The organism is Pantoea sp. EKM10T, from assembly GCF_011800685.1.
Lineage (GTDB): Bacteria > Pseudomonadota > Gammaproteobacteria > Enterobacterales > Enterobacteriaceae > Pantoea > Pantoea agglomerans.
On record NZ_JAALEU010000004.1, the window covers coordinates 39,067 to 57,703 of the forward strand.

Here is an 18,637-nt window from a genome sequence, read left to right on the forward strand (position 1 = left end):
CTAATAAAAGCGCCAAATAGAGTCAGAATGCTGATTTTACGGCGTGACGCCGTTTGTTGCGCCTACCCTAATCTTTCATTCTGCTAATGAATAGTGGCGATAATCTGGAAAATGCAATTATCACGTGACTAAAACAAAAAAAGCGGGTGCTTTCGCACCCGCTCTATTCATCTTCTGAACAGACCTTTCAGTCACTACACAACATGAACCTGCAGGTTCTGCTGCACCAGCACATCGCCCAGGGTGTTATCACTGGTCAGCGCCGAGTTGTGGTAGATCTCAAAGACTCTGCCCTCAACGGTACGCTCGCCCGTCACTTCCCAGATTCCGCCGTTGCTGTTAGCCAGTGTCACCTGGCTGCCATCTGCGCCTTTGATCAGCAAATCGTCACTCTGCTTATCCGTGATATTGAGTGCTTCATTGAGATCGAGCTTCACGGAGTTGGTTCCGGTTTTACCCAAATCGAGCACCTCAATGTGTTCGACCTTCAGGCCCAGCGCGGTGAGATCCAGACTGAGATGCTCACCATTCAGCACCAGGGTATCGGTGCCTGCGCCGCCATCAATATGGGTAAAGTTAAGGTCACTGACCGTCACGATATCCGCCCCGCTGCTGCCGGTCACTGTCGCCCCCTCAATGGTGCTGCCATCGGCCAGCGTAATCACGACGCCGCCGATGGTGTAACCCGCCTCCTCTGCCGGTGTCGCTGCCACCGCGGCGTCATTTGCCGCCGCGTTTTCACTGCTGCTGACTGGCGTCACGGTATCCGCTTCGGTGATCAACGTGGAAGCCACCGCCACATGGGCGCTGCTCTCGTCGCTGCTGGTGCTGCTGTTATGCTGCGTCTCCGCGCTGGCGACAGTAGCGCTGTCATCCGCCACCGAGAACAGCGCAACCGATTCGTTTGCCGCCAGCGTTACCGGCAGCAGCGCACCCAGCAACAGGGTATTGGTGGTCGAGTAGCTGTTACCGGCCGCGTCGGTAATCGTGACTTTCGCCAGCGTTCCCAGCGACAGCAGCAGGCCACCCACCGACAGCAGTGAAGGTGAGAAGTTAACCGCGTAACGCCCCAGCGCATCGGTCGTGGTGTTCAGCGTCGGGCCGTTGTTGCCGTTGGAGAGCAGCAGCGTAACGTTCACTTTCGAGCCCTGCGCGGCATTCAGCGATCCCCCCTGCACCACCAGACCCGCCAGTAAAGAACCGACGATGCTCAGCACCGGATCGACCCCGACCAGCGGCTGATTGTGCGACAGCGCGGTAAAGCTGCTGGTGCTGGTTGCGGTGTTGCCGCCAATATCCGCCACCGTGACGGTGAGAGGATGGCTGCCATCGGCGATCCCTTTCAGCGTCGCTGACGGCACGATGATGCTCCAGGCGCCATTCGCACCAATAGTAGTGGTGAGGATATTGCCCGCCACGTTTACCGTGACCGTGCCGCCCGCCGCGTTGGTGCTGGTTCCTCTGATGGTTTCAGTACTGTTGGCTTCCGCAATATTGAGGTAGCCATCGCCGCCAAAGAAGCTGTTGACGCTGACCGTTGGCGTGGTGTGACTGACCACACCCAGCGACGCCGAGGTGTTGCCAATGCTGCCCGCACCGTTGGTCACGCTGGCGGTGACGGTCTGCAGACCGTCAGTAATGGCAGCAAGGTTAGCCGCCGGAACAGAGAGACTCCAGTTGCCGTTGCTGCTCACCGTCGTGCTGTAAGTCTGGCCACCCAGCGTGACACGCACGACCGATCCCTCGGCGTTGCTGGCGGTGCCGCTGATGGTCTGCGCCGTTTTCACATCCACCGCGCTCAGTGCACTGTCACCAAACAGCCAGGTAATGGCGACCACCGGCGTCGACTGACTGATGACGCTCAGCGTTCCGCTGCTGTTTGCCACGTTACCGTAGGCATCAGTGCCGGTGACCGTAACGATTTTACTGCCGTCAGTGATAGCAACAAGATCCGCTTTCGGGACGGTAATACTCCAGTTGCCGCCGCTGACCACTTTGGTGGTGTAGGTCAGGCCATTCAGCGTGGCGCTGACGGTTGAACCGGCAGAGAGGCTGGACGTCCCGCTCAGGGTCTGGTTAGAGGCCAGATCCGCGGCGCTCAGCACGCCATCGCCAAACACCGTATTCACCGACAGAGTCGGCTGGAACAGTCCCAGTGACACGCCCGCGCTGGTGCTGCTGACGTTACCGACCGGATCGGTGACAGCCGCGCTGACGGTGAAGTTACCGTTCAGCAGCGTTGACAGAATCGCTGGCGAGATGGCGGTTGAGAAACTGCCATCCGCGTTGACCTGCGCGTCGACGATAGTGTTGCCAATCGTCAGCCTGACGCTGCTACCCGCAGCCAGCCCGGAGACCGTGCCGCTGATGGTCTGAGTCACCAGCGACTCTGCCAGGTTCAGCACGCCGTCGCCAAACAGTGGATTGAGGGTGACTTTCGGCAGGTTGTGAATACCGACCAGTGCCCCGGCCGTGGTGCTGTTGGTGTTACCCGCGCTGTCGGTGACGCTGATACCCACGGTCAGATTGCCATCTGCAATCCCCTGCAACAGCGCTGGCGTCAGCGAGACGTTAAAGTTGCCATTGGCATCGGTCGCCGTCACCAACTGCTGTGAACCTACCGACACCACCACGCGCGATCCCGCTTCCGCGCCGCCAATCACCCCACCGATCACCTGGGTGACCAGCGAATCCGCCACGTTCAGCAGACCGTCGCCAAACAGCGGATTCACGGTGATGGTCGGCAGCAGCGTATCGACCCGGATACCGGCGCTGGTGCTGGCGGTATTGCCCGCTGCATCCGTTACCGATGCGCCCACCGTCAGGTTGCCCTGCGCCAGCGTGCCCAGAATATCTGGCGTCACTGTGGCGCTGAACGCCCCGCCCGCACCCACGGTGGCGGTCACCTGGCTGTTGCCAACCGAGAGCGTCACCACACTGCCCTGCGCGACGTTGTTCACCACCCCGCTGATCACCTGTCCGGTGGCGATATCGGCCAGGTTCAGCACCCCATCACCAAACAGTGAGGTCAGCGAGATTGATGGCGTCTGAGTAAAGATGCCGATGGATGCGCTGCTGGAGGCGACATTGCCCGCCACGTCTCTGACGCTGACACCCAGCGTCAGATTGCCATCCAGCAGAGAGGTCAGATCGCTGCCCGGCAGGTTAACGCTCCACACTCCACCCGCCTGCACCGTCGTGCTGTAACTCTTGCTGCCAAAGGTGACCGTTACCTGGGAACCCACAGCCGCATTTTCTATCACGCCACTGACCAGCTGTCCGGCAGCGGCTTCCGCAATGTTCAGCAGGTTATCACCGCCAAACAGCCCGGTGAGCGCGCCAACCACCGGCACCGCATCGACAATCGCCGTGACGGTTTCACCGACGGTACGGGTGTTGCCCGCGGCATCGGTCAGGGTGACGTCAAGCGCAAGATTGCCATCGCTTAACAGGCCCAGCACCGAAGGCGGCACCACGATGGCCCATTTACCATCCTGGCCCACTGACGCAGAGAGCGTTGTGCCGCCCAGCACTACCGATACCGTGGCGCCCACACCCGCCGAAGTCGCAACCCCGGAGATAGTCTGCGCCACCGTGGTATCCAGCGCGCTGAGCGTGCCGTCGCCGAACACCGAGTCGACCACCAGCGTCAGCGCACTGTTGACCACTTTGTTGACCGTCAGCGTGGCGTCGGTCTGGTTGCCCGCACCGTCATTGACCCTCACGCCAAACACCAGCGCACCGTCAGTGAGACTCGACAGGACATCCGGCGCGAGATCGATGCTCCAGCGTCCGTCAGCACCCACCGTCGCGGTGGCGATCGGCGCGGCATCGCCCAGATAGAGACCGATGGTCTGGCCTTCTGCTCCCTGCGCGCTGCCGGTCAGCACCTGGCTTAGCACCAGGTCAGCGGCGTTGATCACGTTGTCGCCGAGGAACGCGTCGACCTGGACCAGCGGCGCGGCGGTATCCACCGTCACCGTCTGGGTGGTCGTCGTCACGTTACCGGCCGCATCCGCCAGCTGCGCGGTGATCACCGGCGAGCTGCCATCGGGAAGAGCCTGCATCGCGCTGGCAGGAACCGTTGTGGACCAGGTGCCGTTGCTCTGCACCACGGCGTTGTAGGTCTGATTATTGAAGGTCACCACCACCGTGCGACCCACTTCGCTGAGATCGGCGGTGCCACTGATGGCCTGGCTGGTGGCACTTTCATTGCCATTGACCTGGTTGTCACCGGTAAACGGATTGAGAGTCAGTGCCGGTGGCGTAAGGTCGATCAGCACGTTACCGCTGGTAGTCACAGGGTTAGTGCCGTCGGTAGCATTCACCGTGATGGCGACGCTGCCGTCCGCATTGCCAAAGGCGCTGACCGGCAATGCCGCCGTTGACCAGTTGCCCGACCCATCCAGCGTAGTCGCGTACTCCTGACCATTGATCGACACCGTCACTACCCCACCTACGCCGAGGTTAGCGGAGGTGCCACTCACTACCACACCACCCGCCATATCCTGGGTGCTGATGATGTTGTCGCCCGACACCGTGCCCAGCGTAACCAGCGGCCCTGGCGGTGGGGTAAGATCTACCGTCAGCGCAACCGTGCCGTTGGCGGTATTGCCTGCCAGATCGGTCACTGCCAGCGCCAGGGTCGTCGATGGACCAAAGGTGGCCATCTGTTCTGGCGTCAGCGTTACACTCCAGTTGCCGTTGGCTGTCACTATCGCGGTGCCAAGCAGTGTGTCATTCAGCGAGATTGAAACCACTGATCCCGGCTCGGCTCCCGCTGCGGTGCCGCTGAGACTCTGCGGCTGAATGCTCTCGGCGTAGTTCAGCGCATTGTCACCGGTAAAGGCGGCAACATTAAGCACCGGTGGTGTGGTGTCGAGCACCAGCGAGCTGTTAATGGTGGTGCTGTTGCCCGCCGCATCGGTTGCTGTCACGGTAACCGGATAGGTGGCATCCGGCAGCAGTGAAAGCTCCGCCGTTGTCAGTGGCACCGTCCAGTTCCCATTGGCATCCACTGTCGCAGAATAGGTTGTGCCGCCAAGCGTAAGCTGCACAGTCTGATTCGCGCCCGCCTCACCGGTGGTTCCGCTCAGCGTCACTCCCGCGGCCACATCGCCGCCATTCACATAACTGCCAAGGAATTCCGGATTGACCGCAGGCTGCGGCGCGCTGAGATCCGCGGTGAACGGCAGCTGCGCCGACGCGCTGTTGCCCGCCGCATCCACGACGTTAACCGTCAGTGATTGCGCACCGTCACCCAGTGAACTCAGGGCGTTGGCAGGAATGTTAACAGTCCAGTTACCGTTGCTCGCCACGGTGCCAGAATAGAGGCTGCCGTTGACATCCACGGTAATGCTGACCGCCTGGTTCGCCCCGACACTGCCGGTGGTGCCGGTCAGAGTCACCCCTGCCGCGGCTTCACTGATGTTCAGCAGGTTGTCGCCGCCAAATGCGCCTGGGTTGAAGGTCGGCACAGGCAGCGCCACCTCTGTCACCACGTTCTGCGCCGTCGCGTCGCTGTTACCCGCGATATCGGTCGCCGTCACGGTAATGGTGTGGGTGCCGCTGGTGAAAGTGGCTAACTGCGCGGGCGACAGGGCCAGAGACCAGCTGCCATCGGTCTGCACCGTGGCTGCCAGCGGCTGACCGTTGTTAAAGCCGGAGATCAGCACCGTTACCGTCTGTCCGGCACCAGTAATGCCGGTTGTGCCACTGAGGATCTGTTCACCGGCCGCCTCTGCTGCGTTCAGCGCACCGTCGCCAAACGGCAGGTTCAGGGTGACATCCGGCAGCGCGTTAACGGCGACCAGTATCGTGCCGCTGGTGCTGCCGACGTTGCCGTTCGCATCGGTAACCGTCACGCTCACCGGCCAGTTGCCATCCGGCAATGACTGCAATACAGAAGGTGGCAGATCCAGCGACCAGCGCGAACCATCCGCACTGAGCGTAGCGGAATAGACCGTGCCATTAATGGTCACCGTGACCGACGCGGCGTTATTAATATTCACCGCACCAGTCAGGGATCCGCCTGAGGCGGCCTCTTCAGCATTGATACGGCCATCAATAAATGGCGTATCCAGCGTTGGGTCAGCAATCGGCGTAATCGCGGCGACGAACGTTTTGGTCGTTTCAATGCTGTTACCGGCCCGATCCGTGGTGGTGAGGGTCAGGGTATGTTCACCGGTTCCCAGGCTGGCAATGAACTCTGGGGGCAGGCTGGCAGTCCAGTTGCCATTGGCATCGACCGTCACCGACAGCGGGATATTGTCATCGCCTACCGTGACGCTCAGGGTCTGGCCCGGCACGACGGTGGAGGTGCCGGTGACCAGCTGAACGGAACCGGCTTCGCTGATATTAATGATGTTATCGCCGAACAGTGTCGTGTCGAAGGCGGCTGAAACAGGATCACTCTGCAGGATCTCAACGCCTGCGGTAACCTGCGCCGGATTACCGGCACCATCCGCGGCGCTGACCACCACCTGGGTCAATCCATCGGCCAGGCCCGTCAGCGCGCCCGGTGCCAGGTTCAGCGTCCAGTTACCGCTGGCATCCGTGGTGGTGCTGAAGTTCTGCCCGCCTACAGAGATGTTCACCACGCTGCCTTCCGGCAGATTGGTACTGTCACCACTCAGCGTTAACGCCCCTTCCGCATCTGCCGCACTGACCAGCGCATCGCCAAACGGCGTATTCAGCGTCAGCGCTGGCAGGGTATTAAACGCTACGTCCAGTGTCGTGGTGCTATCCGTGGTGATATTGCCCGCCGCGTCGGTGACCGAAACGGTAATCGCATTGGGGCCGTCCGCCAGCTGCTGCAGGTCAGCGGTCGGAATAGTAAGTGACCAGTTACCGTCGGCATCGGCCGTGGTGGTATAGCTGACGTTATTCAGCGTCACCGTCACCGGCAATGCGCCCGTGGTGCTGCCGCTGATGGTGAGATCCTGCAGCGACTCCGCCAGGTTAAGGGTATCTCCCGCATCGACCGTGATATTCGTCAGCGCAGGCGGTGTGGTAATGAAACTGACCTCCTGAGTGGCGGTCGCCGGATTGCCTGCGACATCAGTGGCGGTCACGGTAAAGATTTGCGTGCTGCCCGGAGCCACGCTGGTAAAGGCAGCAGACGGCACATTCACCGTCCAGTTGCCGTCAGCGTCGAGCGTGGTGCTGTAGTCAGTGCCGTTAAACGACACCGTCACCAGCGTACCCGCTGCCAGCAGGGTGCTGCTGCCGCTGACCGCGACATCCGCTGTGGCCTCGGTGGCGTTAATCACATCATCGCCGGCTACCACGTTCATGGTCAGCGTCGGCTGAACCTGCTCGCTGGCCAGCACGACCAGGCTGGTGCTGGCGCTGGCCGGATTGCCAGACGTATCCGCTGAGACCACGACCAGCAGCTGATCGCCATCCGGCAGATTACCCAGATCGGCGGCCGGAACGGTCACCGTCCAGCTGCCATCGGCTGCCACCGTGCCGCTGTACTGAATGTTATTCAGCGTCACCGTCACCAGCTGGCCTTCCGCCAGGTTGTTACTGGTGCCGCCGATGTTCAGATCCTGTAGCGACTCCGCCTGATTAAGGAAGTTATCATCACTGATGGTCCCGATGGTCAGGGTTGGCAGGTTCAGAGTGTCAGCATCACGCGTCAGGGTCTGGGTGGCCGTGGCCGGGTTCCCCGCGGCATCGGTCATCGAGACAGCAACGGTGTAGTTGCCGTCTGCCAGCCCCTGCACGACGCTGGCTGGCAGTGTCACCTCCCAGGTGCCGTCAGAGAGCACCTGAGTGGTGTAATCGACGTTCTGGAAGCTGACGGTGACCGTCTGTCCGGCGTCCGCTATCGACGCACTGCCGCTGATGGCGACCGCTTCCAGCACCTCTACCGAATTGATGATGTTGTCGCCGCCGATGGCATTGACGGTCAGCACTGGCGGCGTGAGATCGACCGTAACGGCGCTGGTCAGCGAACCACTGTTACCCGCGGCATCGCTGGCATTGACCACCAGCGTAGTAACCCCCTCGCCCAGCGTCTGCACCTGATCCGCTGTTAAGGTCAGCGTCCAGTTACCCTGCGCATCCACCGTAGCGGAATAATCATTCCCGCCCAGCGTCACGCTGACGGTCTGGCCGTTGCCCGCTACACCGGTGCTGCCGGTCAGCGTCTGACCGACCCCCTGTTCCGCCAGGTTCAGATAACCATCACCAAACGGGGTGTCTATGCTGACGGCCAGCGACGCCGTTGCCACGGTGATTTCACGGGTTTCGGTTACCGGGTTACCCGCCGCATCGCTGACCGTCACGGTCAGGATGTACGCCCCGGCCGGAATGCCGGCCAGCGAACCCGCAGGCAGCGTCAGATTCCACTCGCCGTTCTGGTCAACCGTGGTGGTCCAGGTCTGGTTGTTCAGGGTAATGGTGACCTGCTGTCCCGCTTCGGCATTGCTGTTGCCGCTGAGAACTATCGGCGCGGTGCTTTCGGCAATATTGATACTGTTATCGCCCGCAACCGTATTCAGTGTCAGGGTCGGTGGCGTCAGATCCACCGTCACGCTGCCCTGGCTGCTGCCGGTGTTACCCGCCGCATCCTGGACTGTGACGGTGTAATTCAGTAGATCTTCCGGCAGACCGGCCAGCGCGGAAGCCGGCACGCTGATCTGCCAGTTGCCATTGCCGTCGACGGTGCCGTTGTAGGTTGCGCCATTCAGCAGCACGCTCACCGTCTGGCCGTCACCGGTTATGCCGGTGGTGCCGCTCAGGGTTTGTGCTGTAGCGATCTCGCTGCTGTTGAGCAAGCCATCGCCAAAGGCCGAGACGATCTGCGGTGCTGGCAGCGTCGCCAGCACGCTGAGCGCTGCCTCGCTGCTCAGGGTCGCCCCGCCGCTGTCCGTTGCGGTGACCGTCAGGGTGTAAGGCCCATCGGCGAGCGCCGTCAGTGCCTCAGCTGGAACGATCACTGTCCAGCGGCCGCTGGCCGAGACCTGCGCGGTGTAGCTGATGTTGTTAAACAGCAACGTGACCGTGCTGCCCTCTGTCACGTTCACCGACGTACCGGTGACGACCAGGGCCTGACCCAGCTCCTGCGCATTCAGGTAGTTATCTTCGCTGATGGCATCCATCGCCAGGCCAGAGGCATTGCTGTTGACGTCAAAGGTGAGATTGCTGGTGGAGGTGTTGCCCGCCACATCGCTGACTGCCACGGTAAAACTGGCGCTGCCATCATTAATCGCGGCCAGCGCACCGGCTGGCACGATCAGGCTCCATGCCCCGCTCGCCTGCACGGCGGCGCTGTAGACTGTGCCGTCAACGGTGACGGTAACCAGCTGACCCGCTTCGACGTTGGTGGTGGTGCCGGAGAGACGTTGATCGGTGAGGCGCTCCGCGCCATCGACCACGTTGTTACCGGCAAAGGCATCCAGCGTCAGGGTCGGCAGTGTGCCTGGCTCCACTTTCAGCGCCAGGTCGCGGCTGGTGGTGGTGGCATTTCCTGCCGCATCGCTGGCGGTCACGGTCAGCGGATAGCTGCCGTTGCCCAGCCCGGTGTAAACCGTGGCGGGCAGCTCCAGCGACCAGACGCCGTTAACGTCAGCGGTGGTGCTCAGGGTGGTGCCGTTGAAGCTGGCCACAATCAGGGCGTTAGCTTCGCTGCTGCCGGTCAGCGTCAGCGGCTGCTGACTTTCAGCGGCGTTAATGATGCCATCGGATGGCGTAATGAAGTTCAGCACCGGAGGCAGTGTATCCACCACCAGGTTGCCATCAGCCTGGCTGCTGTTGCCCGCCACATCACTGACGACCACGGTGTAGCCACTATTGCCCTGCGGCAATGCAGACAAGACATCGGCCGGAACGGCGACCTGCCAGTTGCCTGCAGCATCGACCGTGCCGCTGTAGTTGTTGCCGCCCAGCGTCACGACGACGGTCTGGCCGTCGCCGGTCACGCCCGTGTTACCAGTGATCGCGCCACCGGCGGCGGCTTCCTCACCGTTCAGAATGCCATCATCAAAGGCCACGCCCGGGGTCGCCACCGGCAATGCGCTGGCGATCACCGTCAGGGTAGCGTCGCTGGTCGCCAGCGGCTGTCCGTTAGCGTCGCTGGCGGTGGCGGTGATGGTCTGCGGGCCGTCTGCCGATCCGGTAAAGGTGCCTGCCGGTAAGGTCAGGCTCCAGCTTCCATCTGCCGTCACGGTGGTACTGACAGTGGTGCCGTTGGCCAGCACGGTAACAATGCTGCCATCAGGCAGACCGCTGGTGCTGCCGCTGACCACGACGGCGCCACCCAATTCCTGCGCATTGAGGTAGTTGTCGTCACTGACGGGTGCCAGCGCGATCGACGGCAGGGTGTTGTCCACACTGAAGTCAAGCGGGCTGCTGGCGGTGTTACCCACGGCGTTGATGACGCTGACGTTCAGCGTCTGGTTGCCTTCTCCCAGCTCAGCCAGGGCGCCCGCAGGCAGAATAATGCTCCAGTTGCCGCTGGCCTCGACCACACCGCTGTATTCGATCCCATTCAGGGAGATGATCACCTGCTGGCCCGGTTCGACATTCGTGCTGCTGCCGCGCACCGTTATCGGCTGCAGCTGCTCCGCTGTCGTGACGATGCCGTCACCGGCGAAGGTGCTGCTGTCGATGGTCAGTACAGGCTGCACGTCCGGCGCGGTTGCCACATTCAGATCAACCACCTGGCTGCTCTGATTCCCGTTAGCACTGGTTTCCGTCACCGTCACCAGATTACTGCCAGGAGGCAGCGCCGCAAGCGCTTCAGGGGCGATCTGCAGCGTCCACTGGCCGTTAACGCCAACGGTGGTGCTGTAGAGCTGGTCATTGAGCTGCACCGTGACCACGTCGCCATTCTGACCACTGCCACTCACCACCAGTGGCTCTGCCAGTTCCCCGACGTTCAGCGCGTTATCACCGCTGACCGGCGCGACGACCAGCGGAGGCGGCGTAGTCGCAACCGTCAGGGCACTGTTCTGGCTGCTGCTGTTACCGGCCGCGTCGGTGACGGTGACCACCACCGGATAGCTGCTGCCATTGGTCAGACCGGCAAGCGCCGCTGGCGGAACAGCCAGCGCCCAGTTTCCGTCACCATCAACGGTGCCGGTGTAGGTCACGCCATTCAGCGTCACACTGACGCGGTCGCCTTCACTGCCTGCGCCGCTGAAACTGAACCCTGCCGCCTGCTCAGCGATGTTCAGCACGCCATCACCTGCGGGCGCAGTGATACTGAAGTCTGGTGCCGTGGTATCCACGGTAACCGACACTGGCGTAGTGGCGACGTTGCCGCTGACGGTGGTGACGGTCACGTTGAGATCGTAACGGCCATCTGGCAACTGTTGCAGATTCGCAGCAGGCACGGTGGCGGTCCAGCTGCCATCGGCGGCAACCACTGCGTCATAGGTCTGGCCATTCAGCGCAAGGCTGACGCTACTACCTGGCGTAACGGTGCCGCTGAGGGTCAGATCGGTGGCAGTTTCAGCCTCATTAATCGTGCCATCGGTGGCAATCGGGTTAACGGTCAGCGCCGGTACGCCGGTATCAACAATCAGCGGCTCGCTGATGCTGGTGCTGTTACCCGCTTCATCACTCACCGTCACGGTAATCGGATTACTGCCCTGCGCAAGTGCCTGCAGTCTGTCTGCGGGTATCGTCACGCTCCATTCACCATTCGCGTCTACAGTGGCCGGATAGCTGGCACCGCCCAGGGTCACGCTGACGGCCTGGCCTGGCAGCACTGTGCCGGTCAGCGTCTGCGCCGCGCTGGCTTCATCGGTATTGAGTATGCCGTCAGTGAATGGCGTGTTGATTTGCGGGTCTGCCAGCGGCGCGGTCGCCACCAGCAGCGGCAGGCTGTTCTGCACATCACCCGAAGAGACGGTAACGGTGGTCGTGCCCTGCGGCAGCGTCGCCAGATCGGCAGCCGGCACGGTCAGGGTCCACGCACCGGTTTCATCGGTCGTCGTGCTGTAGACGGTGCCGCCAGTCACCAGCGTTACGCTGATCGGGCTGTTAGCCGGCAGGTTCGCTGAACCGCCGCTGAGGATAAGATCGCTCTGCGCCTCCAGGGCATTCAGCGCATTGTCGTCACTGATTGGGGCAATCGACAGCGACGGTACGGGTGAAGTAACCACGCTAAACTGCCCTTCAGCAGGCAGCGCCGGGTTACCGGCCACATCGGTAATCGCCACGGTGAAGGTTTTATCGCCTGCGCCGCCCAGCGATCCGGCTGGCAGCGACACACTCCAGCTACCGTTCGCCTGTACTACGCCATCGTAAGACTGGCCATTGATGGTCAGCAATACCGGCTGACCTGCCGGTACGCCGGTGACGTTACCGGTGACCAGAATGTCGGTGAGCTGTTCAGCGCTGTCGACCTGATTATCGCCGGTCACGGGATTAATGGTCAGCGCCGGCGACGTTGCCGCCAGCACAGTGACGCTGGTCGGTACGGTGCTGCTGTTACCATATGCATCGCTGAGTACCACATCCACCGGATAGGTTGCGTCACCCAGCTGGCTGATAATCGCGGCGGGCACCGTAACACTCCACGCGCCATCGGTATCCACGGTGGCGGTGTAGGTCTCGCCATTGAAACTCACCGTGACGGTGTCGCCCTGGGCCCCCCCGCGTCCGTCGAGTGTGAGATCCTGAGTGTGTTCAGCGATATTGATATAACCATCACTGCCCGGCGTGGAGACTTCCAGCAACGGCGGTGTGGTGGCGAAAATCAGCGAACTGCTGGCTGGCGTGGTATTACCATCGGCGTCTGTCGCCACTACCGATACCGGTTGGGTACCGTTGGGCACATTTACCAGGTCGGATGCCGGAACGGTGACACTCCAGCTGCCACCCTGCGCCACCACGGCGCTGTAGGCCACGTTATTCAGCGTGACGCGGATGATGTCGCCTTCGTCGCCGGTTCCGCTGACGATTAGCGGCTGCTGCGCGTCGCTGACGTTGATCACGCCATCATCGCTGAGATCGTTGAGCGTCAGAGCGGGCACCGCGGTAGCCACCCGCAGTTCCGTATTCTGAGTGCTGATGTTACCGGCCGGATCGGTCACGGTGACGGTCACCGGATAGGTCTGATTGGTCAGCGTGCCGAGATCGGCCACCGGGACGGATGCACTCCAGTTACTGTTTTCGTCAACAATGGCGGTGTAGGACTTACCGTTTAATTCCACCGTCACGCTGTCGCCCGGGGTGCCGGTTCCGCTGATTTGCAGCGGCGTAGTGAGTTCGTTGTTGGTCAGGACGCCATCACCGCCCGGTGCGGTAACGGTTGCAACCGGAGGCTGCGTGCTGACCGCCAGGGGCTGCGTCTGCGTGGTGGTGTTACCGCTGGCATCTGTCAGCGTAACTACCAGCGTATAGCTGCTGCCATCTGACAGGGCCTGCAGCGCCGCTGGCGGCAGATCCACCGTCCAGTTGCCCTGCCCATCTACGGTGGCGCTGTAACTCACGTTATTCAGCGAGACAGAAACCACTTCGCCCGGCAACGCACCTGAACCGCTGACCGGCAGACCGGCAGCCACTTCGCTGCTGTTGAGAATGCCATCGCCGCCTGCGACCTCTGCCACAATCAGATTCGGTGGCAGCGTGTCGACGCTGAAGTTGAGCGTCTCGTCCACGCGGTTGCCTGCTTCATCAATCGCGGTAATGATCAGGCTGTTGGCGCCCTGTGGCAGTAAGGCGAGATCGGCGGCCGGCAGCGCCAGGCTCCAGCTGCCGTCAGGATTGACCGTGGTGCTGTAGGTTTTACCGTTAAGTTCCAGTTCAACCTGCTGGCCCGGCACGGCTTTGCCGGTGCTGCCGCCGATCAGCAGATCGCTGCCCGCTTCCACCCGGTTGAGAAGGCCATCGGTGATCGCGCTCTCCTCCAGCGTGATTTGCGGCAGCGTGGCTGCGACTACATTCAGCTGAGCGGAGTCGGTCAGCAGTGCGCCGGTGGCGTCGGTGGTGGTGACCGAAATCAGTTTTACGCCGTCGGTAATAGTGGTGAGATCGCCTGCCGGAACGGTGACGCTCCAGAAGCCATTGCTGTTCACTACCGCGCTGTAATTGCTGCCGTTAAAGTTAACCTGCACCGCCTGGCCGGGGTTAACGCCTACGGCAGAACCGCTGATGATCAGATCGCTGTTCAGCTCCTGCTGGTTAAGGAAGCCATCCACGCTAATCGGTTCACTAATGGAGACCACGCCAGGTTCGCCTGCCGCCGGGGCGACGTTAATATCGCGGGTGTCGGTAGCTAAGGCGCCTGCCGCCGTTGTGACGCTGACCGCGATGGTGCTGCTGCCCGCCGCCAGTGCGCTGAGCGCCGCAGAGGGGATCTGCGTGCTCCAGCTGCCATCCGCGTTGACCAGCGCAGTGTAATTTTGGCCGCCCAGGGTAATGGTGACCGTCTGGCCCGCCTCCACGTTGCTGGTGCTGCCGGACAGCGTCTGGTCCAGCGCTTTTTCGCTGTTATCCAGCAGATCGTCACCGGCAAACAGGGCGATCGTCACCGTCGGCGTACCCGGTTCCGCTGGCGCTTCCACCGCAATCACCCGATCTTCGCTGACTGTTACGCCCGCCTGATTGGTGACTGTGGCCGCGATAGTCGCGTTGCCCGCCGTCAGTGCCGCCAGCGCGCTGGCCGGGACGCTCAGGCTCCAGCTGCCATCCGCGCCGACCGTGGCGCTGTAAGTCTGGTCGCCCAGCGTAACGGTCACGACCTGACCCGCCTCGACATTGGTTGAGCTGCCGCTCAGCAGCTGATCGCTGGTTTTCTCATCGTTGCTCAGCACGTCATCCACGGCGAACTGATCGAGCGTGATAGTGGGCTGGCCCGGCTCGGTAACCGGCGGCTCAACCGTGATCGGCAGCGTGTCACTTACGGTGGTGCCTGCCGCATTGCTGACCGTGACCACCAGCGAGGCAGAACCGGCTGCCAGCGCACCGAGTGCATCGGCCGGAATGGCAATGTTCCAGCTGCCGTCGGCGCCAACCGTTCCGCTGTAGCTCTGGCCGCCCAGCGTCACCGTGACAATCTGGCCCGCCTCGACGTTGGTGGTGGTCCCGGAGACCGCCTGCGCTTCCAGCTTCTCATCGTTGCTCAGGATGTTGTCGTCAGCAAAGGTATTGAGGGTTAGCGTCGGGGCATTCGGTGAAGTGCCCGCTGACTCCACCAGGAAGTCGCGGGTTTCAGTGATCTGAGTACCAGACTGATCTGTCACCGTCACATTCAGGGCTGCGCTACCGGCTGTCAGCGCCGCCAGCGAACTGGCAGGAATCGACACGCTCCAGCTGCCATCCGCACCGACCGTGGCGGTAAAAGTCTCTCCGTTCAGAGTGACAGTGACCTGCTGGCCTTCGCCGATATTAGTGGTGGTGCCGCTCAGCAGCTGATCGCTGGCTTTCTCGCTGTTGCTGAGGATGTCATCCCCGGCAAAGGCGTCGATGGTTACGGTGGCTTCACCCGGCTGCGTTACCGGGGCTTCGACAGTGACTGGCTGCGTTGAAGTGACTGTGTCGCCCGCTGCATTACTGACCGAGACGGTCAGTGTGGTGGTGCCTGCTGCCAGCGCATTCAGCGCGGCTGACGGCACGGCGACGCTCCAGCTGCCATCACCCTGCACGCTGGCACTGTAGGTCTGACCGCCCAGGGTAACCGTCACGATCTGCCCGGTTTCGATATTACTGGTGCTACCGCTGACAAGCTGATCGACCGCTTTTTCGTCGTTGCTCAGAAGGTTGTCGCCGGCGAAATCATTCAGGGTCAGAGACGGCACGCCCGGTTCCGTTACTGGCGTCTCAACTGCGATATCGCGGATTTCGGTAGTGCTCACGCCATCGGCATTGCTGACGGTGACGCTGATGGTATTAGCTCCCGCCGGCAGATTACCCAGCGCGGCTGCCGGAACAATTACACTCCAGTTACCACTGCCATCGACGGTGCCAAGGTAAGTCTGGCCACCGAAGGTAACGGTCACCGTCTGGCCCGCTTCGATGTTTGTGGTGGAGCCGGAGAGCGTCTGGGCCGTCCCTTTTTCATCGTTGCTGAGGATGTCATCCCCGGCAAACTGACCAATGGTGACGGTGGGTTCGCCCGGCAATGTGACAGGCGCTTCCACGGTGATGGGCAGCGTGCCGGTCACGGTATCACCGGCCACATTGCTGACTGAAACCGTCAGCGTCGTTTCACCTGCCGCCAGGGCGCTCAGGGCCGCCGATGGCAAAGTAACGCTCCAGTTGCCCTGAGCATCAACGCTGCCGCTGTAAGTCTGGCCGCCCAGGGTGACGGTTACCAGCTGACCGGTTTCAACATTGCTGGTGCTGCCGGTGAGTGTCTGATCGGTGGCTTTCTCCACGTTACTCAGCACGTTGTCCCCGGCAAAATCATCCAGCGCGACGGATGGCGGGCCCGGAACGACCGGCGTATCAATGCTGATCGCGCGGTTTTCACTGGCTTCAATGCCAGCCTGGCTGGTGACGACCGCGGAAATCGCCACCGAACCGGCTGCCAGCGCATTCAGTGCCGCAGGCGAGAGCGTGACGCTCCAGTTGCCCTGCGCATCCACTACTGCGCTGTAGGTCTGATCGCCCAGCGTGATGGTGACAATCTGGCCCGCTTCCACATTAGTGGTGGTGCCGCTAAGAACCTGATCGCTGCTTTTCTCGGCATTGCTGAGAATGTCATCACCGGCAAACTGATCGATGGTGATAACGGGCGTACCCGGCTGAGTCAGTGGTGGTTCTACGTTTACGGTCAGGCTACCGCTGGCGGCGGTTCCTGCCTGGTTAGCAACGGTGGCAGTCACCGTGGTGGTGCCGGATGCCAGTGCGGTCAGCGCATCAGCAGGCACGGTAATGCTCCAGCTACCGTCGCCTGCCACGCTGCCGCTGTAGCTCTGGCCGCCCAGTGTAACCGTGACGATCTGCCCGGCTTCGACGTTGGTGGTGCTGCCGCTAAGAATCTGATCGCTGGTTTTTTCTGCGTTGCTCAGCACGTCGTCGCCGGTAAACGGGGCGATCGTCAGGGCTGGCACGCCAGGGGTGGTGTCAGGTGCCTGCACCTGGATACCCAGGCTGGCGGAAGCCGCCGTGCCCGCGGCGCTGGTCACACTGACCGAAATGGTGCTGCTGCCTGCAGCCAGCGCCGAGAGTGCGGCAGCCGGAATTGAGACGCTCCAGCTGCCATCCGCCCCCACAGTGGCGTTATAGCTCTGTCCGCCCAATGTCACACTGACCTGCTGGCCCGCTTCGACATTGCTGGTGCTGCCGGACAACGTTTGTGGCGTGGTTTTTTCGCTGTTATCCAGCAGGTTATCGCCCGCAAACGGGTTCAGGCTAATGGACGGCGCAGCCGGTGTGCCGGGATCGGCGGCCGCGACGGTAATGGGCAGGCTGCCGGTGGTCGTCGTGCCCGCCGCGTTAGTGACGCTGACGTCGATGGTGGTGGTGCCTGCGGCGAGTCCCGCCAGCGCGGAAGCAGGAATAGTGACGCTCCAGCTGCCGTCAGCACCGACGGTGGCGTTGTAGGTCTGGCCGCCCAGCGTGACAGTGACAATCTGACCCGCTTCGACATTACTGGTGGTGCCGCTCAGTACCTGATCGCTGCTTTTTTCCGCGTTATCCAGAACATCATCGCCAGCGAACGCATTGAGCGTGATAGCAGGCGTCCCCGGCGTGACCGGTGTTCCAGGATCGGTGCCACCGTCATTGCCGCCACCGTTACCCCCACCGCCGCCACCACCACCACCGCCGACGCCAACGGCCAGACCGGCTAAGCCGAGCACACCCAGACCGCCCGCCGTTATCACACCCATCGAGGTGTTGGCGTTATCTGCCAGCAGCAGCGGCTCTACGCTGTCGAGTGATTCATAGGTTGGCGTGACCGACGTCGAAGCGAGTTCAGCCCCTTCTGCGGTCTGCGGAAAGAGCGCGTGTTCCGGTGGGTTGACGCCATCATCGAACACCAGTTCGCTGTGCTGGCCATCGGCGTCGTCGAGGAAGAATTTCTGATAGCGGACAGTCTTGCCGTCGCGCATATGCAGCACCAGATCGTTACCCTGGCGCTCATACTGCGTCACCATGTCGCGGGTGCCGCTGATGCGCACGACGCTGGGCTCGGTGAGGTTAATGGATTGTGACGAACCGCTGACGGACTGCGAGATGAGTGTGCCGTTTTCGCGCGAGATAATGTCTACACGGCCTTGCGTGAGTTCTGCCATTTGTAACCTCTACTCCACCAGATTAGCTAATATACTGAATCCATAAACATAAAATTATTTTATGCTTACAGTGTTCACACATAGTTTCACCTTCTGAAGATCAGAAGATGTCTTAACCTGGTGTATGTCGAAACGGCAAAGCCAAAGCTGGCCGCACGCCCTAACCTGAGTGGCGAACGGCGCTATTATTGTTAGTTTTACTTGTACAGACTCACGCAAAATGTAACGTTTCTGACAGATTAAGTTTTAGCGTAATCGTGTTAAAAAACAATTTCAATGTACAGATTTAATTATGGTTTAATCTTCATTACATAAGCCACACTTGAAATAAGGTTTTCATGAAATCCGCTTTGCCTTTGTTTTTACATGTCAATTTATTGCTGACTGTTTCCGAGAATGATGCGGAAAGGTTAAAAAATCACCACCACCGGAACATC

At 61.4% G+C, this 18,637-nt stretch carries 1 protein-coding gene; it reads right to left on the minus strand.

What is annotated here, in order from left to right; genetic code table 11:
• Window positions 1-194: 194 nt before the first annotated feature.
• On the minus strand, window positions 195-18,200 hold the full coding sequence (locus HFD95_RS09215; protein ID WP_167430163.1) for an Ig-like domain-containing protein: 18,006 nt from the start codon (window positions 18,198-18,200) through the stop codon (window positions 195-197).
• Window positions 18,201-18,637: the final 437 nt, after the last annotated feature.

Coding starts and splice junctions, on each gene's coding strand:
- HFD95_RS09215 (WP_167430163.1), bottom strand. CDS start 18,200: ATGGCAGAACTCACGCAAGGCCGTGTAGACATTATCTCGCGCGAAAAC.